The 24443-nt window shown below is 65.5% G+C and carries 25 protein-coding genes; 8 read left to right on the forward strand and 17 right to left on the reverse strand.

The window, feature by feature from the left end; translation table 11 throughout:
* The 3 genes from A0U87_RS18505 to A0U87_RS18515 form a co-directional block, all read right to left on the reverse strand.
* Nucleotides 1-2142, reverse strand: a 2142-nt coding sequence (locus A0U87_RS18505; protein ID WP_137405871.1) for a TonB-dependent receptor, incomplete at its 3' end; no start/stop codon positions are given.
* A 14-nt stretch (nt 2143-2156) separates the two neighbouring features.
* Nucleotides 2157-2870, reverse strand: coding sequence for an EF-hand domain-containing protein (locus A0U87_RS18510; protein ID WP_137405872.1), 714 nt, complete (start codon nt 2868-2870; stop codon nt 2157-2159).
* A 74-nt stretch (nt 2871-2944) separates the two neighbouring features.
* The gene (locus A0U87_RS18515) at nt 2945-3223 is read right to left on the reverse strand and encodes a BA14K family protein (RefSeq protein WP_234415627.1); all 279 of its coding nucleotides are present in this window, start codon (nt 3221-3223) and stop codon (nt 2945-2947) included.
* A 239-nt stretch (nt 3224-3462) separates the two neighbouring features.
* On the opposite strand from A0U87_RS18515, the gene A0U87_RS18520 reads away from it, so the two are divergent.
* Entirely contained in the window at nt 3463-4722 is a 1260-nt protein-coding gene (locus A0U87_RS18520) for an oligogalacturonate lyase family protein (RefSeq protein WP_048937681.1), read from the forward strand.
* 567 nt (nt 4723-5289) lie between these two features.
* Nucleotides 5290-6249, forward strand: coding sequence for a hypothetical protein (locus A0U87_RS18525; RefSeq protein ID WP_048937682.1), 960 nt, complete (start codon nt 5290-5292; stop codon nt 6247-6249).
* Here A0U87_RS18525 and A0U87_RS18530 read toward each other — a convergent pair.
* The 5 genes from A0U87_RS18530 to A0U87_RS18550 form a co-directional block, all read right to left on the reverse strand.
* Complete coding sequence (locus A0U87_RS18530) at nt 6212-6679, reverse strand: SRPBCC domain-containing protein (protein ID WP_122927881.1); 468 nt, start codon at nt 6677-6679, stop codon at nt 6212-6214. The two genes, A0U87_RS18525 and A0U87_RS18530, sit on opposite strands and share 38 nt — an antisense overlap.
* A complete protein-coding gene (locus A0U87_RS18535) occupies nt 6676-7167 on the reverse strand; it encodes a VOC family protein (RefSeq protein ID WP_048937684.1) in 492 nt (163 codons plus the stop codon). Before A0U87_RS18535 ends, A0U87_RS18530 begins: the two co-directional genes overlap by 4 nt.
* Entirely contained in the window at nt 7167-7967 is an 801-nt protein-coding gene (locus tag A0U87_RS18540; protein WP_048937685.1) for a VOC family protein, read from the reverse strand. Before A0U87_RS18540 ends, A0U87_RS18535 begins: the two co-directional genes overlap by 1 nt.
* A gap of 168 nt (nt 7968-8135) precedes the next feature.
* The gene (locus A0U87_RS18545) at nt 8136-8495 is read right to left on the reverse strand and encodes a DUF1428 domain-containing protein (protein WP_048937686.1); all 360 of its coding nucleotides are present in this window, start codon (nt 8493-8495) and stop codon (nt 8136-8138) included.
* Between the two features lie 30 nt (nt 8496-8525).
* Nucleotides 8526-8972 carry a VOC family protein gene (locus tag A0U87_RS18550; protein ID WP_048937687.1) on the reverse strand — a complete coding sequence of 149 codons (447 nt, stop codon included), beginning with the start codon at nt 8970-8972 and terminating at the stop codon, nt 8526-8528.
* Between the two features lie 113 nt (nt 8973-9085).
* Between A0U87_RS18550 and A0U87_RS18555 the strand changes: the two genes are divergently transcribed.
* A complete protein-coding gene (locus A0U87_RS18555; RefSeq protein WP_048937688.1) occupies nt 9086-9781 on the forward strand; it encodes a helix-turn-helix domain-containing protein in 696 nt (231 codons plus the stop codon).
* Here the strand turns inward: A0U87_RS18555 and sugE are convergent.
* Entirely contained in the window at nt 9753-10073 is a 321-nt protein-coding gene (sugE, locus tag A0U87_RS18560) for a quaternary ammonium compound efflux SMR transporter SugE (protein WP_010337553.1), read from the reverse strand. The genes A0U87_RS18555 and sugE overlap by 29 nt on opposite strands.
* A 127-nt stretch (nt 10074-10200) precedes the next feature.
* Nucleotides 10201-10941, reverse strand: coding sequence for an SDR family oxidoreductase (locus tag A0U87_RS18565; RefSeq protein ID WP_048937689.1), 741 nt, complete (start codon nt 10939-10941; stop codon nt 10201-10203).
* 101 nt (nt 10942-11042) lie between these two features.
* Between A0U87_RS18565 and A0U87_RS18570 the strand changes: the two genes are divergently transcribed.
* Nucleotides 11043-11480, forward strand: coding sequence for a helix-turn-helix domain-containing protein (locus A0U87_RS18570; RefSeq protein ID WP_048937690.1), 438 nt, complete (start codon nt 11043-11045; stop codon nt 11478-11480).
* A gap of 7 nt (nt 11481-11487) precedes the next feature.
* On the opposite strand, the gene A0U87_RS18575 is transcribed toward A0U87_RS18570, so the two are convergent.
* The 5 genes from A0U87_RS18575 to A0U87_RS18595 form a co-directional block, all read right to left on the reverse strand.
* The gene (locus A0U87_RS18575; protein ID WP_048937691.1) at nt 11488-12417 is read right to left on the reverse strand and encodes a hypothetical protein; all 930 of its coding nucleotides are present in this window, start codon (nt 12415-12417) and stop codon (nt 11488-11490) included.
* A 201-nt stretch (nt 12418-12618) separates the two neighbouring features.
* Nucleotides 12619-13377, reverse strand: a complete 759-nt coding sequence (locus A0U87_RS18580; RefSeq protein WP_048937692.1) for a hypothetical protein — start codon at nt 13375-13377, stop codon at nt 12619-12621.
* A gap of 85 nt (nt 13378-13462) precedes the next feature.
* Nucleotides 13463-14476, reverse strand: a complete 1014-nt coding sequence (locus A0U87_RS18585) for a nitronate monooxygenase (protein WP_017501365.1) — start codon at nt 14474-14476, stop codon at nt 13463-13465.
* Complete coding sequence (locus A0U87_RS18590; protein ID WP_137405873.1) at nt 14473-14721, reverse strand: hypothetical protein; 249 nt, start codon at nt 14719-14721, stop codon at nt 14473-14475. Before A0U87_RS18590 ends, A0U87_RS18585 begins: the two co-directional genes overlap by 4 nt.
* Before the next feature lie 191 nt (nt 14722-14912).
* Complete coding sequence (locus A0U87_RS18595; RefSeq protein ID WP_004208043.1) at nt 14913-16178, reverse strand: aspartate kinase; 1266 nt, start codon at nt 16176-16178, stop codon at nt 14913-14915.
* Between the two features lie 352 nt (nt 16179-16530).
* Here A0U87_RS18595 and ubiG point away from each other — a divergent pair, with 352 nt between their 5' ends.
* From ubiG to A0U87_RS18610, 3 genes are all read left to right on the forward strand, one after another.
* Nucleotides 16531-17265, forward strand: coding sequence for a bifunctional 2-polyprenyl-6-hydroxyphenol methylase/3-demethylubiquinol 3-O-methyltransferase UbiG (gene ubiG / locus A0U87_RS18600; RefSeq protein ID WP_048937693.1), 735 nt, complete (start codon nt 16531-16533; stop codon nt 17263-17265).
* Nucleotides 17266-17648: 383 nt separating this feature from the next.
* Nucleotides 17649-18182 (forward strand): energy transducer TonB, encoded by a 534-nt coding sequence (locus A0U87_RS18605; RefSeq protein WP_048937694.1) that lies wholly within the window; start codon nt 17649-17651, stop codon nt 18180-18182.
* A gap of 144 nt (nt 18183-18326) precedes the next feature.
* Nucleotides 18327-18920: a YdeI/OmpD-associated family protein gene (locus A0U87_RS18610; RefSeq protein ID WP_048937695.1), complete on the forward strand. Its 594-nt coding sequence runs from the start codon at nt 18327-18329 to the stop codon at nt 18918-18920.
* Between the two features lie 4 nt (nt 18921-18924).
* Here the strand turns inward: A0U87_RS18610 and A0U87_RS18615 are convergent, their stop codons facing one another.
* Both A0U87_RS18615 and A0U87_RS18620 read right to left on the reverse strand, forming a co-directional pair.
* Complete coding sequence (locus A0U87_RS18615; protein WP_107917693.1) at nt 18925-19197, reverse strand: hypothetical protein; 273 nt, start codon at nt 19195-19197, stop codon at nt 18925-18927.
* A gap of 50 nt (nt 19198-19247) precedes the next feature.
* Nucleotides 19248-21875, reverse strand: a complete 2628-nt coding sequence (locus tag A0U87_RS18620; RefSeq protein ID WP_048937696.1) for a TonB-dependent receptor — start codon at nt 21873-21875, stop codon at nt 19248-19250.
* A 445-nt stretch (nt 21876-22320) separates the two neighbouring features.
* On the opposite strand from A0U87_RS18620, the gene A0U87_RS18625 reads away from it, so the two are divergent.
* Entirely contained in the window at nt 22321-24357 is a 2037-nt protein-coding gene (locus tag A0U87_RS18625) for a tetratricopeptide repeat-containing sulfotransferase family protein (protein WP_137405874.1), read from the forward strand.
* Nucleotides 24358-24443 lie beyond the last annotated feature (86 nt).

Genomic DNA, 24443 nt, shown 5'->3' on the forward strand with positions numbered 1-24443 from the left:
CGGCCCCATGCCATCGGGCGGGGGGCCAGGCGGCGGACCGAAGCCGTCCGGCCCGCCAAAGCCGCCGGGCGGCCCCATCGGCGTCGCATCATCGGGCCGATGGCCATCGACCAGGATCGCATCCTGCTCGGCATCGGGACCACCGCCGGGCGCGCCCTCTGCGGGCTGCCCGTCGCCACCCTCCGCCTTTGGCGCCGCCATCTGCGCCTCATCGCCCTGCACCGCCGTCCGCCGCCATGGCGGCACGAAGCCGGCCGGCGGCTCGGGCCGCTTGGGCTTGCGCAATAGCTGCGTGAAATTGAGGCCCCAGCGCAGCTGCTTCACCTCCTCGCGCGCGACATTGACGGAGCGTGTGTCGATCCGCGTCAGCATCCCTTCCTCGTCGCGGCTGTAGCGATCGGGGAAGGCCGCCTCCAATGCGGAAGACACGCCGGTCAGGCTGATGATCGCGTCGCGCGTCTCGCTGCTCACATAATTGGCCGACAGGGTCAGGTTGACCTTGGTGAGCGGCTTCACCGTCGCGCCCAGCTTGAACTGGTGGCGATTGTCGGCGGTCAGCGCCGGATTGCCGCCGCTCACCTGCGTCACCGTCACGCTCTGCCCGCGCACATAGTCATAGACGCGTACATTGCTGGTCGTGATGGTCGGGCTGTTGCGCTGGTCCAGCGTCGGCGCGGTCCGGTCATTATTGACCGCCGTGATGATGGTGATGCCGGTGCGCGGCGTCCAGCTGAGGCCATAGCCCAGCGTGCCGAGCGTGCCATAGTCGGAAACCTGCGTCACCGACGCGTTCATATTGGCGGTCAGCGTCCCCAGCACCGGCAGGAAGCCATTGCGCCGGCTGGCGATCGGCAGGTCGAAACTGATCTGCGCGCCGCCATTGGTGCGGCTCGCGGTCCGCTGCGACATCACCCCATCCAGCATACTGGACGATCGCAGGCTGCTCGTGTCGCCGCTCAGGCGCAGGTTCATGCCGACATTGCCGGCCGGCAGCTTGAACAGCTTGCCATTGACCAGCAGGCTGGCGCTGCCCGTGTCCTGCAACGCGCGCGCCTTCTGCGTGCCCATGCCCCCCAGCAGGCTCGCGGGCAGCACGCCATCGGTCGCTACATCGCCCGCGTCCAGCGCCGCCTGCACATCGTCCAGATCATAGCCGCGATCGCTGTCGGTGCGGCTGTCGCTATGGCTGTAGCTGCCGATCACCGACATGCGCCAGGTCTTGGACAGGTCGACATTCAGGCTGATGCCGCTGCTCAGCGTCAGCGCGCGCGTATCCTGATGCAGCGGATCGAGCGACAGGATGCGGTCGACCGTCTCGTCGCCATCGGTCAGGCTGCCGGTGGGCAGGCCATTCAGCGCCTTGCTGGTCTTGTAGTCCGCCCGCCCGTTCCAGGACAGGTTCGCCGTCTCGCTCAACTGATGCGCGACCGTGGCGTTCAGCATATAGCTGCGGGTGGCAGGCGACAGGGTGCGATAGGCGCGGTCGTCACTGACCCGCCCGGTCGGATCGCCCGCCGCCTCCGGATCGACGATCACATCGCGCTCGCTTTCCAGCAGCGAGGCGGAGGACTTGGCCCGCGCCGTCACACTCACCCGGTCATTGTCGCGAATGCGGGTATAGCCGACGTCGCCGGCCAGATTTTCGCCCTGCCCCGCCGTCGCCATCCCGCCGCCCGCATTGGCGACCTGCGATCGGAAGCGGCGGTGCAGGATGATGTTCACCACCTTGCGCTGCGCATCATAGCCATATTTGAGCGCGACCTCCTCGGGCAGGATGTCGAGCCGCAAGATCGCCTCGGTCGGCAGATCGATGACCTCGTTGACGCCCGAAATCCGCTTGCCATTGACCAGCACCACCGGGCCGTCATCGCTGCGCCCCTGGTTGCTGCTGGTCTGCGACGCGATCTCGTCCAGCAATTCGCTGACCGTGCCGACGCCATAGGCATCGATGTCGGCACGGCCGAGCTGGTTCTGCGCGGGAATGTCGCCGATCACCGCGCCCGGCGGCGCCTGCCCGGTGACGACGATATCGTCGCTCGCCACGCTCTGCGCCGCAGCGGGCGTCGATAGGGCGAACAGGCTGCATCCGGCGAGCAGCAGGGCGCTGCCCGCCCGACGGCAGGACAAGGATAGGCAAGGCATCGGCATCAATCCCGTCAGTTGCGCGGCGGCGGTCCGCCCGCGCCGCCCGGTCCACCCGGACCGCCGGGGCCTCCCCACGGACCACGCCGCGGCATCAGGCTGCGCATCTCCTCGGCCGACAGCACGCCGTCATGATCGGCGTCCGCCGCGTCGAAGCGGGCATGTTCGAACGCCAGCACTTCCTCCAGCGATGCGCCGGCATCATAATTGCTGTTGGCCTGCGCGATCGCGCTGGCATTGAGCGGTTCGATCAGCCGGCCCAGTATCGCATCCTCGGGGTCGTCGCCCAGCTTGGGCATGATCGCCTCGGCCACCGGCCCGCCCTGATCGCCCATCGCGCCCGTTTCCGACAGCGCGACCGATCCCATGCTGCTCTGCCACGCCTGGAACTCGGCCAGGCTCAGCGTGCCGTCATGATTGCTGTCGATCGCGTCGAAACGCGTGCGGATGATCGCTTCGCGCCGCGCCTGCACCACCAGCCGCAATTCGTCGATCGTCACGATGCCGTCGCGATTGCTGTCGGCTTCGGCAAACATGGCGGTCACGATCCTGTCGATCTGGCTACGCTTGATCGGCTTCATCTCGCGCGGCTTTTGCGGCCGGCCTTCGCCGCCACCGGGAGGGCCGCCGCCGCCGGGCGGGCCACCGCCCATGCCACCCATGCCCCCCTGGGCCAGCAACGGCGCCGAACAGAGCAACAGCGCCGCCCCGATCATCATCTTGCGCATCGCGCATCGTCCTTCTTCATGAAAACAGGAACGGGGCGGCGCCGTCCCCCGGCGCCGCCCCGTGTCGATCGCGATCAGAGCGTGCAGCGCACCCGCTTGCCGCGATAGAGATAGCTGTCCAGCCTGGCGTCATAGCTCTTGTAGCGATTGCGGCAGGCCTTCTGGTGCGCCGCGCCGGTCGAACGGCCCTGGGCCTTGGCCGGCTGGGCCTTTGCCGGAGCAGGCTTCTTGGCCGGCGCCTTGCTGCTCACCGGCTGGCTCGCGCCATGATGCGGCGCCTGCGCCATGGCCGGCGCGCCCAGCGTCGCCATCAGCGCGGCGGCGCCCAGGGTCAGGAGCGAGGGATAAGTCATGTCATGGCCTTTCATCTGGGTGGAAAATCTCCGCCCCGTCTGTGGCCACCCGATTTTGCCCCGTCATTTCACGAATATTTCAGAAGCCCGCGCCTTATTGCCCTCCTCTGTCAAAGACTTGGCCCGGCAAGCACGCGCCGCGCCGCGATCACAGCCGCCTTGCCAAATTCCCGATATGCGGTATCCAATCCCGCAAATTGAACTTGAACTGGGAGGATGGGATGCGGTTGAGGCAGGCAATGATCGGGCTGGCCCTTCCCCTGCTCGTCGCAGCGCAAGCACCCGCGCCCGCCAGCTGGACCGACCCGACCACCGGCCACCGCATCGTCCGCGTCGATGACCGGCCCGGCAATTACGGCCTCTATTTCAACTATAATCCCTTCACCCCCGACGGGAAGCGCATGGTCTATCTGACGCCGGAGGGTATCCGGGTCGCCGACACGAGCGACTGGACCACCCGGCTGGTGCTGAAGGAAAAGGTCGACCGGCTGCTGTTCGTCGGCCACCGCGCCAATGTCGCTTATTATACCACCAACCCGACCGGCAGCAGCGAGGGCGAGCCGTCCTTCATCGTCTGGTCGGTCGATCTCGACAGCGGCAAGCGGCGCCGCATTGCCGAAATGCCGGGTGGCCGCATCGAATCCATCAATGCTAACGACACGCTACTCGCCGGCCATCGCGAACTCGCCCCGCCGCCGCCTGCCATCGCCGCCCAGGGCAAGCGCGATCCGAAAACCGGCTCGCCCAGCTATAGCGGCACCGACGATCAGGGCCGCCCCCTCTCCTTCGCCGCCGCCAAGGAAAAATGGATGGAGGCCCGGCTCGCCGCCGGCGTGCCGATGGAAATCTTCGCGATCGACATCGCCACCGGCCAGCAGCGCCGCATCACCGCGTCGAAGGACTGGCTCAACCATGTCCAATTCTCGCCGACCGATCCCGATCTGCTCATGTATTGCCATGAAGGCCCCTGGCAGCAGGTCGATCGTATCTGGACCATCCGCACCGATGGCAGCGCCAGGACCAAGGTGCATCAGCGCATCCTGCAGGGCGAGATTGCCGGCCATGAATATTGGGCGCCCGACGGCCGCACCATCTGGTATGACCTCATCATGCCGCAGGGGATGCGCTGGCTCGCCGGCCATGACGTCGCCAATGGCGCGCGCCGCTGGTATGCGATCCGTCCGGGCCAGGGCTCCTATCATTTCGCCTCATCGCCCGACGGCCGCAGCTTCTCCGGCGACGGCGCCAATGACGGCAAATATATCAGCCTCTTCCACCCCCGCCCCGACGACAATCCCCGCGCCCGCAACACGCTGGACGGCGACACGCTGATCGCCACCGGCACGCTGGAGACGGAACGGCTCGTCGATCTGACAAGCCATGACTATACGCTCGAACCCAACCAGCATTTCACCCCCGACGGCAAATGGCTGGTCTATCGCAGCAATGTCGCCGGCAGCCCCGCCATCTACGCCGTCGAAATCGCGAAACCCCGCTAGACCGCGCGCGCACAAGTCCGACGCCCGCCGAATGGCGAGGATGGGTAGGGTGCGCAATGCCCCTTATCCCGTCACCCCAGCGAAGGCTGGCATCTCAGGCAGGCGACCGCGCGGACAACGGATAGCGCAAGACGGCTGACCTCCTTCTGCCACCGCCTCAAACCCCAGCCTTCGCTTGGGTGACAGAGTTGGGTGGGAACAAGACATAGCCCCTCCCTTCCAGGGAGGGGTTGGGGTGGGTGGCGAGCGTAGCGAGCTTCTGCCCTATCGACCGTAGACCGCCGCTACGCGGCGCACCCACCCCCGGCCCCTCCCTGGAAGGGAGGGGAGTAGGAAACGTCCGCTTCTGGTCGCTTCCAGACCGCCCGAATTTGTCTACATGGCCCAGAACCAAAGAATAGCGCCTGTTTCACGCCATCGGCGAATGCGCGTGACGCTTCCGTCTCGGGCGATCTGGCCCAACAGGGTAAACACTCCCTTCATCCCATCCCCTCATATTCCGGTAACAGCTTCCCCGTCAGGCTGCCGCCGCGGCGCGCCCGCATTCCTTCCTGCCGGATCCTTGCCATGCGCCGCCTCACGACCAGCTTCATCGACAGCGCCTTTGGCCATGGCGCGGACGGCCGCCCGTTGTTCATGCCCTTCGGCCTGATCGGCGGCCAATATGCCATCCCCGACATGGCCACCGCGCAGCGCCTGCGTCGTGGCGTCGCGCGCCTGCTGCCGCTCGCCCTGCTGCCGATGCTCTGCCTGCTCGCGCTGTTCCTGCCGCCACTGCGCCACGCCTACGCCCTGCCGCTGCTCGGCGCCATGGCGGCCAGCTTCGCGCTGTTCAGCATCACCTTTTTCCTCTGGGTCCGCCACGCCACGCGCGGCCTGCACCGCGTCGATCGCGCGCGACAGGGCATGCCCGCCCTGCTCGATCCGGACGAAGCGCTCGCCCGCCGCCTGCTCGACCGGGTCCGTCCGCCGCGCACCCGTTCGGCCGAAGAGACGCTTGGCGCCCTGGCCGGTTTCGCCTGCCAGATGCTGCTGCGCCATCGCGCCGAGCAGGAGGGCACCGCCGCCCCGTTGATCGAGGTCGCGACCCATGACGGGCGGCTGCGCTATTTCGGCGATGCCCTGAATGGCCTGCTCGCCGAATATCCCGGCTCGCTCTGGGCGGGCCTGGGCGATGGCAAGCCGGCGCTGCTACTTGGCCCGATCTTCCGCGAGATGACCGATGCCTGTGTCGGCGACTCCCGCGACTATGCCGACATGATCGGCCTGCTCCAGCGCCACTGGAGCGCCACCGCGCTGATCCTGCGCGGCCAGGGCGTGGATATCGAACGCTGGCCCGACCTGTTCGTCCGCGCGCTGCGGGAACTGGTGCAGGAAAGCGGCGACACATCGCTGCGCCCCGCCCTCCTCTTCATGCGCGCCGCCATCGCCATGTCGAAAATGGACCCGGCGGAAATATTGGTGCCCGACCAGCCCGCCGGCGATCCGCTCAGGCGCTCGCGGCCGACGTCTCGCACAGCGCCTTGAACTGGGCCATCATTTCGTCCCAGCCGGGATGGAATCCCATTTCCTCATGCCGCGCCTTCGCCTCCGCGTCCCAATGGCGCGCTGTCGCGGTGAAGCGGGTGCCATCGCTCTCCGCCGCGAATTCCCAGATCGCGGTCATGAACGGGCTCTGCGGTATCCAGCCGGCGGCATAGGCGTCGGTGGTGACGATCCGCGCACCGGGCACCACCTCCAGGAAAATGCCCTCCATCGGCCCGGTTTCCTCGCCATTCGGCCCGAACATCTGCACCGCGCTGCGGCCGCCGGGGCGCATATCCTCCTCGATCACCTCGGCCCGCCAGGGTCTGGGACAGAACCATTCGTCCTTGAGGTCGGTCCACACCTTCCAGCAAATCTCGCGCGGCGCCTCGATCAGGCAGGTGACCGACAATTCATGCTCCGCCCCGCTCATGCCGCCTCTCCCAGGAACGCCGCGTGCATCGCGCCGCTGTCCAGCTTCTGCATCGTCATCATCGCCTGCATCATGCGGGCAATGCCGGCGCGGTCGCCGCTATGATAATTGTCCATGATCTGGCGCGTCACCAACTGCCAGGAGAGGCCATATTTGTCGGTTACCCAGCCGCACGGCCCGGCCGTGCCGCCATCGCCGGTCAGTCGATCGAAATAGCCGTCCAGCTCGGCCTGGTCCGCGCATGCCACCGACAGCGATATCGCCTCGTCGAAGCTGAATTGCGGCCCGCCGTTCAACGCCTGATAGCTTTGCCCGAACAGGCTGAACTCGACCAGCAGCACGCTCCCGCCCGGCAGCGGCGAAGGCGAGGGATTGACCTCGGGATAATAGCTCACATGGTCGACCGACCCGCCGAACACCGACGCATAATAATGCGCCGCCTCCTCGGCCTGGCCGTCGAACCACAGGCAAGGGGAAATCTTGTCCATCACCCCTCTCCCTTGCTGCCGACCAGCGCGAACATCGCGCCCTGCGGATCGGTCGCCTGGATGATCCAGGCGCCACCCGGCACCTCCATCGGCCCCTGCAGCACCGTGCCGCCACCGGCCGTCACCCGCTCGACCGCCGCATCGATGTCGCCGACGGTGAAGTAGAACAGCCATAGCGGCACCGGCATCATCGGCGGCACCAGCATGATGCCGCCGGTCATGCCGTCAAAGTCCGTCGAGCCGGTCTGCGAGACAAGCTGGTAACTGCCCATCTCGCCCATATCCATGGCCTCGCCTTTCGACCAGCCGAGCTGCCCGGTATAGAAGGCCAGATCCTTGTCGAAATCGCCGGCATATAGCTCGTGCCAGCCGACATGGCCCGGCGCCATGGGCGGCGGCGCATCCATCCCCTCGGGGCTTGATCCCTTGAGCAGCATGAACACCGCGCCGCCCGGATCGGCCATCACCGCAAAGCGGCCGACGCCCGGAATATCCTCGGGCGGACGCTTCACGCTGCCCCCGGCCGCGCTCAGCCGTTCGGCATCGGCATCGACATCGGCAGACCCGACATAGCCGCCCCACCAGGGCGTCATGCCACAATCCTTCGCCTCGGCCGGGATCGCCATCACACCGCCCAACGGCCCGGCGCTGCCGGAAATCACCTGATAAGGGCCGTCGGGCAGATCGCCGCCAAACGGCTCTGCCGTCCAGCCGACGACATCGCCATAAAAGGCCAGCGCCGCCGCGGGATCGCTGGTCATCAGTTCATACCAGAAGAATTTGCCATTGAAGTCGGTCATCGTCCGTCTCCCGAAAACACGAGTTCCAGGATTGATCGTCATTGCGGTCAGGTGGAGCCGAAAAGCGTGATTTTCGAGTAACGGAGCGCAGCGTACTTAAAGTACGTGAGCACCGGAACGCAGAAAAGCGCGCTTTGCAGGCCCGCCTGGGCGGAATGGCGGTCAATCTTACTTGTGGTCGACCAGCACCTCGAACCCGCCATATATCAGCCGCGCGCCGATGAAGGGCATGTCCTCGCCCTCCTTGGGCTGCATCCGCTCATCCTTCATCACCTTCTCGGCGCCGGCATCGCGGGTCGCCTTGTCGGGCCATTCGATCCAGGAGAAGACGACTTCCTCATCCTCTTCGGCGATGACGGCAGTGCGGAAATCATTGACCTTGCCGGGCTTGATGTCGTTGGCCCAGCATTCGACCACGCGCAGCGCGCCATGTTCGATGAAGATCGGCGCGGCGAATGCCGCGACCTCCTTGTAGCGTTCCTTGTTGCCCTTGGGCACCGGGATCACGAACCCGTCCATATAGCTCATCGTCTCTCTCCTTCTGCAAGGTCGTCGACATCAGGTGTCGGCAGTTTCTCCCTGGTTCGCGGCCATTGCGGCGGCGACATCCATCCACATCACTTCCCAGATATGGCCGTCCAGATCGGCAAAATTGCGGCCATACATGAAGCCATGATCCTGCTTGGGGTTCGGCTCGGTCCCGCCCGCCGCCAGCGCCCTGTCCACCGTCACGTCCACCGCGTCCCGGCTCATCTCGCTCAAACACAGCAGTACCTGCGCGGTTTCATGGGCATTGGGGATCTTGCGCGGGGTAAAGCCGGCGAACCGTTCATGGGTTAGCAGCATCGCATGGATCGTCTCGGAAAAACTGATCATCTGCGCGCTGTCATCGGCGAAATCATTGTTCCGCACGGCGCCGACCGCTTCATAGAAGGCGATCGCGGCGGGCAGATCGGTGACGGGCAGGTTGACGAAGATCATCTTCGGCGCGGGCGCATCGGCCATCGTCTCTCTCCTCATGCTTTCCCGGCGGCTCGCACCTTGTCGTGAGTCGCCGACTTGAACTTTGTGCGCCTGAAGATTATATTATGCAACAGACAAGTTAGAAAAGATAACCAATGAGTCCCAACCCGCGCAAACGCGCCTATCAGGATGGCTGTGCCACCGCCCATGCGCTCGATCTGATCGGCGATCGCTGGGCGATGCCGATCATGCGGGAATTGCTGCTCGGCCCCAAGCGCTTCACCGACCTGCGCGCCAGCCTGCCCGGAATCAGCGCCAATGTGCTGACCCAGCGGCTGGAGGAACTGGAAGCGGCCAGCATCCTTGTCCGTCGCCGGCTGCCCCCGCCCGCCGCCAGCCAGATTTACGAGCTGACCGAATGGGGCCGCGAGTCGGAAATATTGTTCATGGTGCTGGGCCGCTGGGCCTGCCGATCGCCGACGATGCAGCCGGGCATGCCGATGAGCCAGGTGTCGGTGGTGATGTCGATGCGCACCATGATCGATCGCGCCGCGATCGGCGATCTGGATGCGACGATCGGCTTCCGCTTCGGTGAGGAGGAATTTCGCGCCACGCTCCATGACGGCGATTTCAGCATCGATCGGGGCGAAGCGGCCGGCGCCGACCTGATCTTCACCGGCGACCAGAATGCACTCGCCGCCATCGTCTATGGCGGCCAGTCCTTCGCCGCGATGGCGCCGGCCCTGCAAATGGAGGGCGACCGGGCGCTGGCGGAACGCTTCGTCCGCCTCTTCCCCCTACCGCCCAAGGCGCCCTCAACCGTCAGCCCGGCGACGCCAGCTTCATCATGACAAGACCGGAGAGGATCAGCGCCGCCGCCGCCAGCCGCGCCGGGCTGATCGCTTCGCCCAGGAAGGCGACGCCGACGGCAAAGGCCCCCAGCGCCCCGATCCCGGTCCAGATCATATAGGCGGTGCCCAGCGGCAGGCTGCGCATCGCCAGCGACAACAGGCCGAAACTGGCAATCATCGCGCCAAGGGTGATGAGGCTCGGCACCAGCCGGGTGAAACCATGCGACTGCTTCATCGCAAAGGCCCAGACGATTTCCAGCAATCCGGCAAAAAACAGGGCAATCCAGGCCATGATGGCGCTCCTTCAAGAGGGGCGCCGGGCCGTCCCGGACTTGAAACCCGCATGGCGGGGGAGGACGTGGCCTCGCTTGACGAAGCCCAGATAGTCCTCCCCCCGGCAGGAGACAAGGGTCAGGGTCTCAATGCGCCCCGTTCAGCATCCCGAACACCTGGTCGAATTCGCCGCGCCGGGTCGCCTCGCTCAGGAACTTGACCCGCTCGACATGGATTTCGGCCGGGGTCGGCTCCTGCCGCAAAAGGCCCATCGTCTCGCTGATGAAATCGGCGAGCGGCATCATCTGCGGATTTTCGGCATGGCCGGGCATCAGGTCGGTCTGCACGCCCGGTGGCACGATCTCCACCACATCGACGCTCGTGTCCTTGAGCTGCTCGCGCATCGAGATCGACCAGCCATGGATCGCCGCCTTGGTCGCGCAATAGGTCGGCGTCGCCGCCAGCGGCACGAAGGCCAGGCCCGACGACACGGTCAGGATGGTCGCGCTCTTCTGCGCCAGCAGATGCGGCAGCAGCGCATGGGTCAGGCGGATCGGGCCGAGCAGATTGGTCGCCACCGTCGCCTCGGCAATGGCGAGGTCGATCTGGTCCTCTGCCACCATGATGCCGGCATTCAGCAGCACCGCGTCGAGTGCCGGGAAGTCGGCGACCAGCTTGTCCGCGAAGGCGGCGATCGCCGCCGGATCTTCCATGTCGATCACCATCGACGCCATGCCGGGGTGCGCCGCGACCACCTCGTCGAGTGCCGCCTGCCGCCGCCCGGCGATGATGACCTGGTTGCCCGCTGCGTGGAATTCATGCGCCAGCGCCGCGCCGATGCCCGAACCGCCGCCGGTGATGAGGATGGTGTTGCCGGAATTTTTCATGGGAAAGCTCCTTAGTTTGGTGGCTTGCCCATCAATTTAGGCCTATACTCTCTTTTGGAAAGAAGGCACCGAAAAGTGCCATAGGCACCCAAAGGTAAGAAATGGCAAATCCTCTAGAATCCCGCTTCGCCACCGCCGAAATAGCGGCCGCAGAGCAGTATCTCGACCATGATCCGCCGACCGATCTCGATCCGCGGGTAGAGCGACTCGTCAACGAACTGATCGGCCGGGTGGCCGACAAATGGACGATGCTGATCCTGGAATTGCTGGAGGAGCGCGGCACGCTGCGCTTTACCGAGGTCGGCCGCGCGGTCGAGGGGATCAGCCAGAAGATGCTGACCCAGACGCTGCGCCAGATGGAGCGCGATGGCCTGCTCACCCGCACCGTCCATCCGGTCGTGCCGCCGCGCGTCGACTATGCCCTCACCCCACTCGGCAACAGCCTCAGCGCCGCCTTCTGCGGCGTATGGGTCTGGGCCGAACGCAATCTCGCCACGGTCGAGGACGCCCGCGCCCGCTTCGACGCGCGCGACGCCTGACCGGCGATCAGCTTTCGGGCGGCGCGGGAACCGGCTGCAACGGCAATTTGGGCGCCTGCACCTGCGGCTGGGTCGGCACCACCGGCGGCGGCGCGCTCGGCGTTGCAGGAACAGACGGGGCCGGCGCAGCCGGAGCCGGAGCAGCAGGCGCGGAAGCCGGTGCATCGGGCAGGATCATGTCCGATGGCCGCTGCATCGGCGTGGCCGGCACCTGCCCCATCGGCGCGGGCGCGGTCGGCGCCGGCGGCTCATGGTCGTTCAGATCATCGCCGCCGACCGGGCCGACCAGCTTCACCGTCGCGCCGAAGCGCTTGCGCCATTCCTCCAGCCGCCGCAGATAATCCTCATATTCCGCCCAGAAATCGCGGAAGGGCTGCTCCAGTTCGTCCAGCGCCTTGGGCGCATAGGCGGCCAGCGCGTCGGGCGTCAGCCCGTTGATGATCGTCATCGTCGCCACCGCCTTCTGGCAGAAGGCCTTCTGCGCCGGCGGCAGGGCGAAGAAATTATAGACCAGCGTGTTCAGCACTTCGCGCATGCGGATCGCGCTGCTGCCGTAACGCTGCTGATAGCTGACCTCCAGCGTATCGTTGGCGCGCTTCAGCGACGCGCCATGCACGGTCAGCATCTGGTTGTACAATATGCGCGTCTGGCCATTGGTCTCGGGACAGCCCAGCGCCGCGACGTTCAGCCCCATGCGCACATGCCACAGCGCCTGGTCCCCCTCGGAATCGCGATTGGGGGTGATGAACTTCCCGGCCTCGTCCTTGTCGGGCGGCACCATGTCGGGCGCGGAATAGCGCGGCGGGGTCGGCATCACCGTCGGCACCACCGCCGGCGGCGGCGTGGGCGGCACTTGCTTCACCGGCGTCGCACAGGCCGCCAGCGCCGTCAGGGCAAGCAGCGACAGACGGGAAGACAGGGAACGTGGCAGGAACATCAACTACTCCGACGATCTGGCCCGGCCAACATGCCGGGCATTTCCACCGGAGGAAATATGCTTAACGCGCAGCCAGGGACGGCCCCGCCTGTGGTTCACCGCTGAACCCCCGCCCGGTTGCTGTTAAAAGCCCGCTATCCCAATTGGTTGCAATGCGGCAAGCCGAGCATCGCGAAAAAGGCCGGAAATAACCGATTTTTCTCAGTCGGCGCGCGCCAGCAGGCGCGGCATCGCTCCCTTCGGCACCGTCACGCCATCATCCGCGATCAGGTCCGCCCGGCTCAGCCGGACCTCCAGCACCACCGGCGCCGCCGCCAGCGTCCGCCCCGAACGCCATGCCGCCAGGTCGGTCTGATAGCGGGCATAGGCATCGAAGAAGTCGGTGAAGGGCTTTTCCAGCGCGGCGAGGCCGGTCGGCGCATAGGCCAGCAACTGGTCCGTCGGCAGACTGTTGACGGCCGCCCCCACCCGCACCGCCTCCGCGCAGAAACCCGCCTGCGCCGGCGGCAGGGCAAAGAAATTATAGACGATAGTATTCAGCCGCTCGCGCTGCGCGATCGCGCCGCCGCCGAACTCCGCCTTATATTCCCCCTCGACCTGCGCATTGGCCCGCGTCAGCGCCGCCCTGTGCCGGGCCAACAGCGCATTATATTGCAGCCGCGCCGCGTCGCCGCTCCCCTGGCAGGACAGGGCGGCCACGTTCAGCGCCATGCGCATATGCCATAGCGTTGCCGCCCCGCTCAGGTCGCGGTTGGGCGTGACGCGCAGGCCATCGGCGCCGATCGGCGGTATCTGCATATTGGCCGTCGCGCCCATCGGCGGCAGCGGCTGGGGCACGGGCTGCGTCCGCACCGGCACAGGCGGCGGCGCAACCGCCACCTCCCGCTGCCCCGCGCAGCCCGACAGCAGCGCAATCCCGCCCAGCGGGCACAATAGCAGGTGACGGATCGAGGCACGCATGGACGGTCTCCGACAAATCTGATGCCGGAAACCATGCCCGATATTGGTTAAAAGCCGATAAAGCCTGTTTTTTAGGCAGCGGGGATCAGGCCGCGCGGCGTTCCAGCGCCGTTGCGGCCTGCGCCATCAGTTCGGCGATGATGTCGGCAACCGGCTCTTCCTTGGTCACCATGCCGACCGACTGGCCCGCCATCAGCGACCCGCCCTCGACATCGCCGTCGATCACCGCCTTGCGCAGCGCGCCGGCCCAATAATGCTCAATCTGCAACTGCGCCTCGCCCATGTCGACCGCGCCGCTGTCCAGCAGGTTGGCGACTTCGCGCTGCTTCGCGGTGAAGGCTTCGGTGCCGGCATTCTTGAGCGCGCGCACCGGGATCACCGGCAGGCGCGGGTCGATCTGCACGCTGGCGATGGCATCGCGCGCCGACGCGCGGAAGAAGGCCTTCTTGAACGCGGGATGGGCGATGCTCTCGCTCGCGCAGGCAAAGCGCGTGCCCAGCTGCACGCCGGCGGCGCCCATTTCCAGATAGGCGGCGATCGCCTCGCCCCGGCCGATGCCGCCGGCCACGAACACCGGAACCTGCTGCGCCATTTCGGGCAGGATTTCCTGCGCCAGCACGCTGGTCGCGACCGGGCCGATATGGCCGCCCGCTTCCATGCCCTCGACCACCAGCGCGTCGACGCCCGATCGCACCAGCTTCTTCGCCAGCGCCAGCGCGGGCGCAAAGCAGATCAGCTTGGCGCCATTGGCCTTGATCGCCTCGATGCTGCCCTTGGGCGGCAGGCCACCGGCCAGCACGACATGGCTCACCTCATGCTTGGCGCACACCGCGATCAGGTCGAACAGCTGCGGATGCATGGTGATCAGGTTCACGCCGAACGGCTTGTCGGTCAGCGCCCTGGTCGCCGCAATTTCCGCGTCCAGCAATTCGGGCGACATCGCGCCACAGGCAATCACACCGAAACCGCCGGCGTTCGAGATCGCCGACACCAGATGCCGCTCACTGACCCAGCTCATCGCCCCGCACAGGATCGCGCTCTCGCAGCCGAGAAATTCGGTGCCGCGGGCCATCAGGGAAGCGAGTTTGGCAGTGGTCATCGTCGGAAAAACTCCAAAGGCAACCAACCCTTCGCATTGCGCTTAGGAGGTTCGATACCTTTTTCTTCAAGTCGTTTCAGGATAATAGGTTCAGGGAATGGTCCCCAACCATCTTCGTTAGCCGAGCAGCATATCGTACACGCCATGATGCCGTAGCCTTGCAGCTTTCGCAAATCGTAGACGTGCGGTCCATAGTCTTTTGGACGACCGCAGACCTCACAGTTGATTTTGATCGCTTCAGACATGAATTGCCTCAAATGGTGATTGCACCATCCGAGGCATAGCCGATATTTGGCTCAGGCCGAGCCGAAAATGGTGCCTTTCGAGACCCTCGGGCCGAGTCACGCGCCTCGGCCCGACGCAGCGGGCTTAAAGCACGTGAGCACCGGAAGCGGAGAAAGGTGCCATTTGCAGGCCGGCCTCAGCCAAATAGCGATTAAGCCGCCGGGGCGTCGAGGCCATAGGCGGTATGCAGCACGCGCACCGCCAGTTCGGTCTCGTCCTCGTCGATCAGCACCGAAACCTTGATCTCGCTGGTGGAGATCGCCTCGATGTTGATGCCGCGCTCGGCCAGCGTCTTGAACATGGTGGCGGCGACGCCGGCATGGCTGCGCATGCCCACGCCCACGACGCTGATCTTGGCGACTTCGGTGTCGGTGATGATGCGGCGGAAGCCGATCGCGTCCTTGTTGGCTTCCAGGATGTCGACGCTGCGGGCGAGGTCCGCGCGCGGGACAGTGAAGGTGACGTCGGTCTCCTCATTGTCCTTGCTGTCATTCTGGATGATCATGTCGACGTTGATCGCCGCATCGGCCAGCGGGGTGAAGATGCTGGCCACCGCGCCCGGCTTGTCGGGCACGCGGGTGACGATGATCTTCGCCTCATTCTTGTCATGGGCGATGCCGGTGATGAGCTGACGTTCCATCTTGGTTTCCTTGAGCTTGGCTTCCAGTTCCTCGTCGCTCACGATCAGCGTGCCGGGGAGGTCGTCCTGGGTGGGATCATCGAAGGAGGAAAGCACCTGCACGACCACGCCTTCCTTCATGGCGAGGCCGACCGAGCGGGTCTGCAGCACCTTGGCGCCGACCGAAGCCAGCTCCAGCATTTCCTCATAGGTGACGAGGTCCAGCTTGCGGGCACGCGCCACGATGCGCGGGTCTGTGGTGTAGACGCCGTCGACGTCGGTGTAGATGTCGCAACGATCGGCCTTGACCGCCGCGGCCACCGCGACCGCCGATGTGTCCGAACCGCCACGGCCCAGCGTCGACACCCGGCCATCGTCCATCATGCCCTGGAAACCGGGGATGACGGCGACCTGGCCGGACTGCATCGCCGCGATCAGCGCATCGGTCTCGATCGTGCTGATGCGCGCCTTGGCATGGGCCTCGATCGTGCGGATCGGCAATTGCCAGCCCAGCCAGCTGCGCGCGTCCACGCCGATCGCCTTCAGCGTCATCGCCAGCAGGCCGCTGGTGACCTGTTCGCCTGCCGCCACGACGACATCATATTCGGCCGGGTCGTAAAGGGCGGAGGCTTCCTTGCAGAAGCCGACCAGGCGATCGGTCTCGCCGGCCATGGCCGACACCACGACCGCCACTTCATGGCCTTGGTCGACGACATGTTTGACGCGCGCGGCCACGTTGCGAATTCGCTCCATCCCCGCCATGGAGGTGCCGCCGAATTTCATCACGATGCGCGCCATTTGCTTGTCGAACCTGTCCTTTAAGCGTTTTCGAAGCAGGTGGAACACCTGCTGACTTCAGAAAACGCGACCAACAAAAGATATGGAGCAGCCGAGCCGATGCAATCGGATCGGACATTGCTCCAATTGTGAAACAAAATGTCCCAAAGGGGCAAAACGGCTGCCCTATTAGCAGCCGCGACGGATATGGCAAGCAATCCCGCCATCCGCTCGCCCTCCTTGCCGCCACCCGCGCTCCTACATGCCCCGCCTTCAAAGACATAGCTATGACAGCATGGCACATTGGCCTTCCCGCCGCCCGCTGCTAGAACGGCGGCACGAGTGCTTCGCCACCCAGCAAGACCCAAGGTGCATGATGACTGAGACGACCGCGACGATCGACCCGAAGGAAGCCGCCCATTTCGGCACCATGGCCGCTGACTGGTGGGATCCCAAGGGGTCGAGCGCGATGCTGCACAAGCTGAACCCGGTCCGCCTCGCCTATATCCGCGCCGCGATCGACCGGCATTGGGACAGCGACGATCATGGCTTCCGTCCGCTCAGCGGCAAGCGCGCGCTCGATGTCGGCTGCGGCGCCGGCCTGCTGGCCGAACCGCTTGCCCGCCTCGGCGCCAGCGTCACCGGCCTCGACGCCGCGCCCGAAAATATCGCCGTCGCTGTCGCCCATGCACAGGGCCAGGGCCTCGCCATCGACTATCGCGCCACCCCGGTCGAGCAGGTCGGCGACAGCGGCTATGATCTCGTCACCTCGATGGAAGTGATCGAACATGTCGCCGATCCCGCCGCCTTCGTTCGCGCCCTCGCGGCCAAGCTCGCGCCGGACGGGCTGATGATCCTCTCCACCCCCAACCGCACGCCGATGTCGCGCCTCGCCATGATCACCATCGGCGAAAGCATCGGCGGCATTCCCAAGGGCACGCATGACTGGGCCAAGTTCATCACCCCCGAAGAACTGACCGCCCTGCTCGAAGACGCGGGCCTGGAAGTCACCGACAGCAGCGGCCTCGCCTTCGATCCGGCACGCGGCTTCACCCTGTCGGCCAACACAGCGATCAACTATCTGCTGACGGCGCGGCACAAGGGCTGACGAAGACTCGGGCGCGCCAGCCTCAAGTCGACCGTCCCGCCATGGTCGAACGCGCCCCCGCCGCTTTGCGCCATGCCGGTCCGCGCACCGGAATAGCGCGCGGTTTTCCGGGACTTCCTCCCTTCCCCTGCCATCCAGCGCCAGAGAGGCCGCCCAAGAAACGCTGTTCTCACGAAAAGCATTTGCAACTAAATTTTAATTTCCAAACATCTTAAGCATCTAAATGGCAAATTCATTTGTGAAATTGTCATTTCATCTTTCGCCTGATAAAAATGCGGGTGCAGACATTGCCGGGTCGCCGTCTGCACCTTCGACCGCATGCGGGCCGACCAACGACGTCCTTCCCGCCCCCGGCCGATCATCCGCTCTCAGGAGATCGAAACATGAAACTGCTTTTTTGCCTCTGCCTTGCCGTGCCGCTGCTGCTGCCGGCCGCATCCCGCGCCCAATCATCCGCCCCCTCGATCGACGTGACGGCGCCCACCACCGCCCCGCCCACGCTCGACCGCTGGGTCGAACGCACCGGCAACATCCTCTCCAACCGGCTGCGCTATCCCACCATCCTGTCCGGGCCGGAGGAAGGCATCGTCCAGGTCAAGTTCGCCTGCAGCGACAGCGGTGCGCCGGCCGGCATCGCCCTGCTCAACTCGTCCGGCTCGCGCCAACTCGACAAGGCGGCGATGCGCGCCATCCAGAGCATCCCGACCCTGCATCCGCTGCCCGCCGGCATCGGCGCCGGGCAGAATTATGTCGCCACCATCCTCTTCGCCACGACCCAGGCCAGCTACAATCGGCAGATCCGCGATCTCCAGCGGCAGGCGCTCGACAATAATGCCCGCTTCGCCCGTCGCGCGGGTGGCCCCGCCATGGCCATCGCCCTGCTCGACACGCCGGACACCCCGCGCGCTGTCAACTGAGCCAGGCTCTGCGGGCGCGTGAAAGGGGCGCGCCCGCAGTCCCTCTCGCTGCGCCCCGTGCGTTGCACTATCCATCGGCTGATGGCATCACCGGCCGATCGGGACAGCCGCTTGAGCCCGCGGCACAGCGAGGGGGATCATCCTATGGCCATGGATCCGCGGATCGACGCCTATATCGCCGCCCAGGCGGACTTCGCCCGCCCCATTCTCGACCATATCCGCGCGCTGATGCACGCCGCGTCGCCGGACATGGGCGAAGCGGTCAAATGGGGCATGCCCTTCTTCACCTACAAGGACCAGAATCTCGCCAACATGGCCGCCTTCAAGGGCCATGCCGCCTTCGGCTTCTGGCATGACAAGGTTGGCAGGGAAGATGCCAGCGACGACGCCATGGGCCAGTTCGGCCGCCTCACCGTCCTTTCCGACCTCCCGTCCGATGCCGCCATCGCCGGCCTGATCGCCCAGGCCATGGCCCTGATCGACGCCGGCGATCGCCCACGCACCGGCCCCAAGCCGCCCAAAGCGCCTTTGCCCGTCCACCCCGCCTTCGCCGACGCCATCGCCGCCAACTCGGTGGCGGCGGCCATCTGGGCCGCCTTCCCGCCCGGCAAGATCCGCGACTATTGCGAGTGGATCAATGAGGCGAAGACCGACGCCACCCGCGACAAGCGCATCGCCCAGGCCGTCGACTGGATTGGCGAGGGCAAGGGCCGCAACTGGAAATATGAGAAGAAATAGGGACTTACTTCCGTCCCTCCCGCGGCTCTGCGGGCCAGCAATTGGTGCAGCGCCGCCAGCAACTGACGCCCGGCATCGCTGCCGCCGGCTTCAGCCCCGGTTCGGGATGCAGCCCTGCCAATATCTCCGGTGAGACGCCCTCTGGCGCGGCGCGACTGTGGCACATCAGGCATCGGGCGCGATAGGCTGCGCGCGTCAGGCCGGAATGATCCTCCTGCGCGCGCGGCCGCTCCGGCATGGCGAGCAGCATGCCCGCCACTCCGATGAAAATGGCCATGCCCCGCGCGCATATCGTGCGGGGCATGGCCATCCTGTTCGGCGACCTGTTTAGAATTTTTGGCCGAACCTTATGCCGAAGAATTGCGGCTTGATCGTGAAGGTGCGCGAGCTGTTGGCGCAGAAGTCGATCGAGCAGAAGGTGTTGCGCGTCAGCTGCCCACGCTTGTCGAAGGCGTTCTGCAGGAACAGAGTGACGCTCCAATTATCCTTCTTGATCCCGCCCGAAAAATCGAAGCTGACAAAGCCCTTGGTATTGCCCAGCAGCTCGTTGCTCTCGACGTTCAGATCCTGCGTCGCGCCGGTCTGGTAGAGCGCCGCGCCCTGGATATAGGCGGCATAGTCGCCCAGGTCGGTGTCATAGCGGATCGATGTCGTCCCCTTGAAGCGCGGCTGGCGCGGCAGGCGGGTGCCGTTGGCGGCCGCGACCTGCGGCGTCGGCGGGCTCGATCCTTCGACGAAATCGCCCAGCGTACAGCTGCTCAGCTGGGCGATCGACTCGGTCTCGGTATTGAGCGCGAAGTTGCAGAAATCGCCCTTCAGCTTGGCATCGTTGAACGCGCCGGAGGTGGAGATCGTCACCTTGCCCAGCCGCAGGTCCGCATCATATTCGATGCCCTTGACCTCGGCCTTGCCGGCATTGCCGGTCATGCCCGCGCCCTGTGCGCCCGACACGACCACGCCATATTGGATATTGTTCCACTTCTCATAATAGACGGCGGCGTTGAAGCGGAAGATATTGTTCCAGGTGGTCTTTACGCCGACTTCGAAATTGGTCAGCGTTTCCGACTTGAACGGCGCGACATTGACGATCTTACCCAGGCTGCGGATGCGCAGCGGCCGGTTGAACCCGCCGGGGCGGAAGCCGGTCGAATAGTTGAAATAGACCATCTTGTCGGGCTGGAACTGCCAGTCGAGCGCGACCTTGTGGGTCTCGCCATCCTCCTTGTAGCGGCCGGTGCCGTCCGCCGCATTGGGGTTGGTGTTGACGCAGGTCAGCCGCTCGTCATCGGGCAGCGGCGTGGTGCAACCCACGCCTGCGGCCGATCCGGCCACGCCGGCAAAGCCCCGAACCTTGTAGTCGGTCCAGAAATAGCGGATGCCGCCGGTCAGCTTCAGCGTCGGCGTGATGTTGTAATGGCCTTCGGCAAAGATCGCCTTGTCATGATAGAGCTGGTCCTGCTCGACATAATAGAAGGCGTCGCCCTTCACCGCCTGGGTGCCCAGGATCATCGTGCCCAGCGGATTGCCGTTGGCGTTGATGACGTCGCTGGTATCGAAATAGGGATTGCCGTCCTCGTCATAGGCGATGCCATACATGGCCGGCACGCCGATCAGCCCGCCCGCCACATCGCCGCCGCCGGTCGCGGTATAGCCGGTGATCGTATCCAGTCCGCGGATCGCATAGCTGGTGTTCAGCTCATTCTTCTGCCGCTGGTAGAAGCCACCGACGGTCACGTCGAACGGCCAGTCCTTGGGCGTCGAGATCCGCAATTCCTGGGTGAATTTGTTGCGGTGCGTGTCGGCATGATAATATTGGGTCGGATTGATCATCTGGCACTGCTGGCTGGCGCCTGAGCCCGTGCAATTGTCGAAGAATTGCAGATAGCTTTCATAGCCCGGCCCGAAGCCGTCATAGGTGACCGTGTAATAGGTATAGTCGTTCAGCGTGCGGGTGCGGCGCTTGAAATAGCCGGTAGCCGAGACGATGTCCCAATCGCCGATATGGCCATGGATCGACAGCGCCGCCTGATACCAGCGATCGTCATTCTTGGTCTGGTCATAGTCATGGACTTCCAGGTCGCCGACCCGCGGATCATAGCCGAAATAGCCGCGCGCCACCTGCTTCTGGGCCGTGATCTCGGGCGTGATGTCCCAGCCCTCGGTCGGCTGCCACAGCAGCTGGAAGCGGCCGCCAAATTCGCGGATGGTGTTGTAATCATCCTTGGCGATGTCGCTATTGTCGAGCGTGTAGGATGTGTTGGGGTTGTTGTCGCCCAGCGTCAGCGTCGACGAACTGCCATCGTTGAACGTGCCATTGTTGGGCGTATTGTCGATATAGCCGCCGTCGCGCCGATAATAGCCCATGGCCCGCACCGCCAGCGTCGGCGCCAGCGGCACGTTGATGTAGGATTCCAGCTGGCCGCCGAAATCGCCCTTGCCATATTTATTGGCTTCCACGTCATAGCCGAACTCGAACGTGTCGAGCTTGGGCTTGTTGGTGATCAGGCGGATGGTGCCGGCCAGCGAGCCCGCGCCATAGAGCGTGCCCTGAGGCCCCGACAGCGCCTCAACCCGCTCCAGGTCATAGGCATGGATATCGGGCACTTCGGTGCCGGTGATCGGCATGTCGTCCAGATAATAGCCGACCGAGGCATAGGCACCGCCGGCGGGCACGATGCCGCGGAAGAAGGCGGTGTTGCGGCCGGGGCCAATGCCCTCGAACGAAACCGACGGCAGCAGGGCGGCGAAATCGCTCAGGCCCTTCACCTGTCGTTCCTGCAATTTCTCCGCGCCCAGCGCCTGCATCGAAATCGGCACCTTCTGGATGCTCTGCGCGCTGCGCGTCGCGGTGACGACGATCTCGCCCAGCCCCTGCTCGGCCTCGGCGGCGGCCGCATCGGCGGCGGCGGCATCGGCTGCCGGGGCCTGCGCCAGTGCCGGCGCGGACAGGATCATCGGTGTGAGGAACGTGCTCGTGCCAAGCGCGCAGAACGTGCGCACTCTTCGCGAGCGGAGACGAATGGCCATACGAATACCCCCTGATACGCGTTGCGACTCGTCCTCTCCTGCGAAATTCGCCCGGTGCTCCGGGTCTCCTTCCCTGACGCGTTCGCATGGCCTCGCGCACCGGCGGCCGACAGGGCGAAGGATGCCCCGCCCGAAAGAGAGACTCTTTCAGGATCGCCGCCAGACGCTGGCCACGCTGTTTATCTGTTCCATAATCCCCGGACTGTTCGCTTTTGCAGCAATCAGAACAACTGTCCTAAATTCGATACTGCCGATCGGACACGCCCTGTCAAGCAGCTGTTCGGCGACTTTTTGAAACTTTTACGACAAGCTGACTCGACGCCTGCCTGCGGCCGACATAAGATTTTGAGCAGTCGCACAAATATGAGGGGCTATGGGGAACGCGTCCGCCGTATCGGCAACCGACAGCATCCAGACGGCGCTGGCAGACGCTGCCGCCCTGCTCGACGCCCGCCCCGATGCGGCCTTGGCGCAGGCCGAGGCTATCCTGCGCCGGGCCGGGCGCCTGCCCCCCGCCGAACTGCTGATCGGACAGGCGCTGCGCCGCCTCGGCAAGCCCAAGGCCGCACTGGCCCGGCTCGCCCCCCTCGCCCGCCAGCATCCCAGCGTCCCGGCGATATTGTGGGAACTGGCCCAGGCCGCGCAGGAAGCCGGCGACCAGCGTCAGGCGATCGGCGCGCTCGAAAGCCTGACCCGCCAGCAACCCGGCGTCCCCGGCGGCTGGTTCATGCTGGCCGGGCTGCTACGCACGATTGGGCGCGATGGCGATGCCTGGCGTGCCGACCTGTCGGGCGTCCACGCCGCCTCGCGCGATCGCGACCTGCTGGCAGCGGCAATGGCGATGAACGAGGGGCGACTGGACGACGCGGCCACGCTGCTGTCGGCGCGCGCCGATCGCCTGCCCGACGATCCCGCCGGCATCCGCCTGATGGGTGAGGTGCAATGGCGGCGCGGCGACATGAATGCCGCCCTCGCTCATGTCGAGCGCGCCGTCGCGCTGGCACCCGGCTTCGACCTCGCCCGCGATTTCCTCATCCGCCTGCTATTGCAGAACAACCGCCTGAGCGAAGCGCTGGCCCATGCCGAAACCCTCGCCCGCTCGCCGATCCATAATCCGGGCTATGACCTCATCCGCGCATCGGTGCTGGTGCGGCTGGGCGATCAGGACGCTGCGCGCTCCATTTATGAAAGCCTGCTGGCCGACCGTCCCGACCAGCCGCAGGTCTGGCAGAATCTGGGCCATGCGCTCAAGACGCTGGGGCGACAGGCCGACGCGGTCCATGCCTATCGCCAGGCGGTGCATCATCGCCCGACCATGGGCGAAGCCTGGTGGAGCCTCGCCAACCTCAAGACCGTGAAGCTCGACGCCGCCGACATCGCGACGATGGAGCGCGCGCTCGAAACCCTGGCCCGCGATGGCCAGACGGAGGGCGAGGATGTCTTCCACCTCCATTTTTCGCTCGGCAAGGCGCAGGAGGATCGCAAGGCGGACGAAGCCGCCTTCCGCCATTATGACGCCGGCAACCGGCTGCGCCGCGCCATGATCCGCCACGATGCCGGCGAATTTTCCGCCGAAGTGGCGGCCACCGCCGCGACCTTCAGCGCGCGCTTCATCGCCGCCATGGGCGATGGCGGCTGCCCCGCGCCCGACCCGATCTTCATCGTCGGCCTGCCGCGCGCGGGATCGACATTGGTCGAACAGATCCTCGCCAGCCACAGCCAGGTCGAAGGCACGATGGAACTGCCCGAGATGATGATGATCGCCAGCCGCCTGCAATCGCGGGTGGACGATGGCGAATTTGCCGATTTCGCGGCCATGGCGGCGTCGCTGACCCCGGCCGACCGCCGGCGTCTGGGCGAGGAATATGTCGAGCAGACCCGCGTCCACCGCCAGAGCGGCAAGCCGCGCTTCATCGACAAGATGCCCAACAACTGGCAGCATGTCGGCCTCATCAAGCTGATCCTGCCCAATGCCAGCATCATCGACGCGCGGCGCCATCCGATGGGCTGCTGCTTTTCCGGCTGGAAACAGCATTTTGCCCGCGGCCAGGCCTTCACCTATGACCTCACCGACATAGGCCTTTATTATCGCGACTATGTCGCGCTGATGGCCGCCTATGACGCGGCCGCGCCGGGCCGGGTCCACCGCGTCATCTACGAACAGATGGTCGCCGACACGCTCGGCGAGGTCGACCGGCTGCTCGCCTATCTCGGCCTCGATTTCGAGGCGGCCTGCCTGTCCTTCTGGCAGACCGACCGGGCGGTGCGCACCGCCAGTTCCGAACAGGTGCGCCAGCCCATCTATACCGGCGGCGTCGATCATTGGCGGCGATTCGAACCCTGGCTGACCCCGCTGGCCGACGCGCTCGGGCCGATCGCGCAAAGCTATCCCGACCTGCCGCCGCGCTGATCATGCGCGCCTTTCATCCCCTCCCTTCCAGGGAGGAGCCGGCGGTGGGTGCTCCGCGAAGCGGCGGCCTGCGCACAAGTGGGCAG

The organism is Sphingobium sp. MP9-4 (assembly GCF_005281675.1).
GTDB lineage: Bacteria > Pseudomonadota > Alphaproteobacteria > Sphingomonadales > Sphingomonadaceae > Sphingobium > Sphingobium yanoikuyae.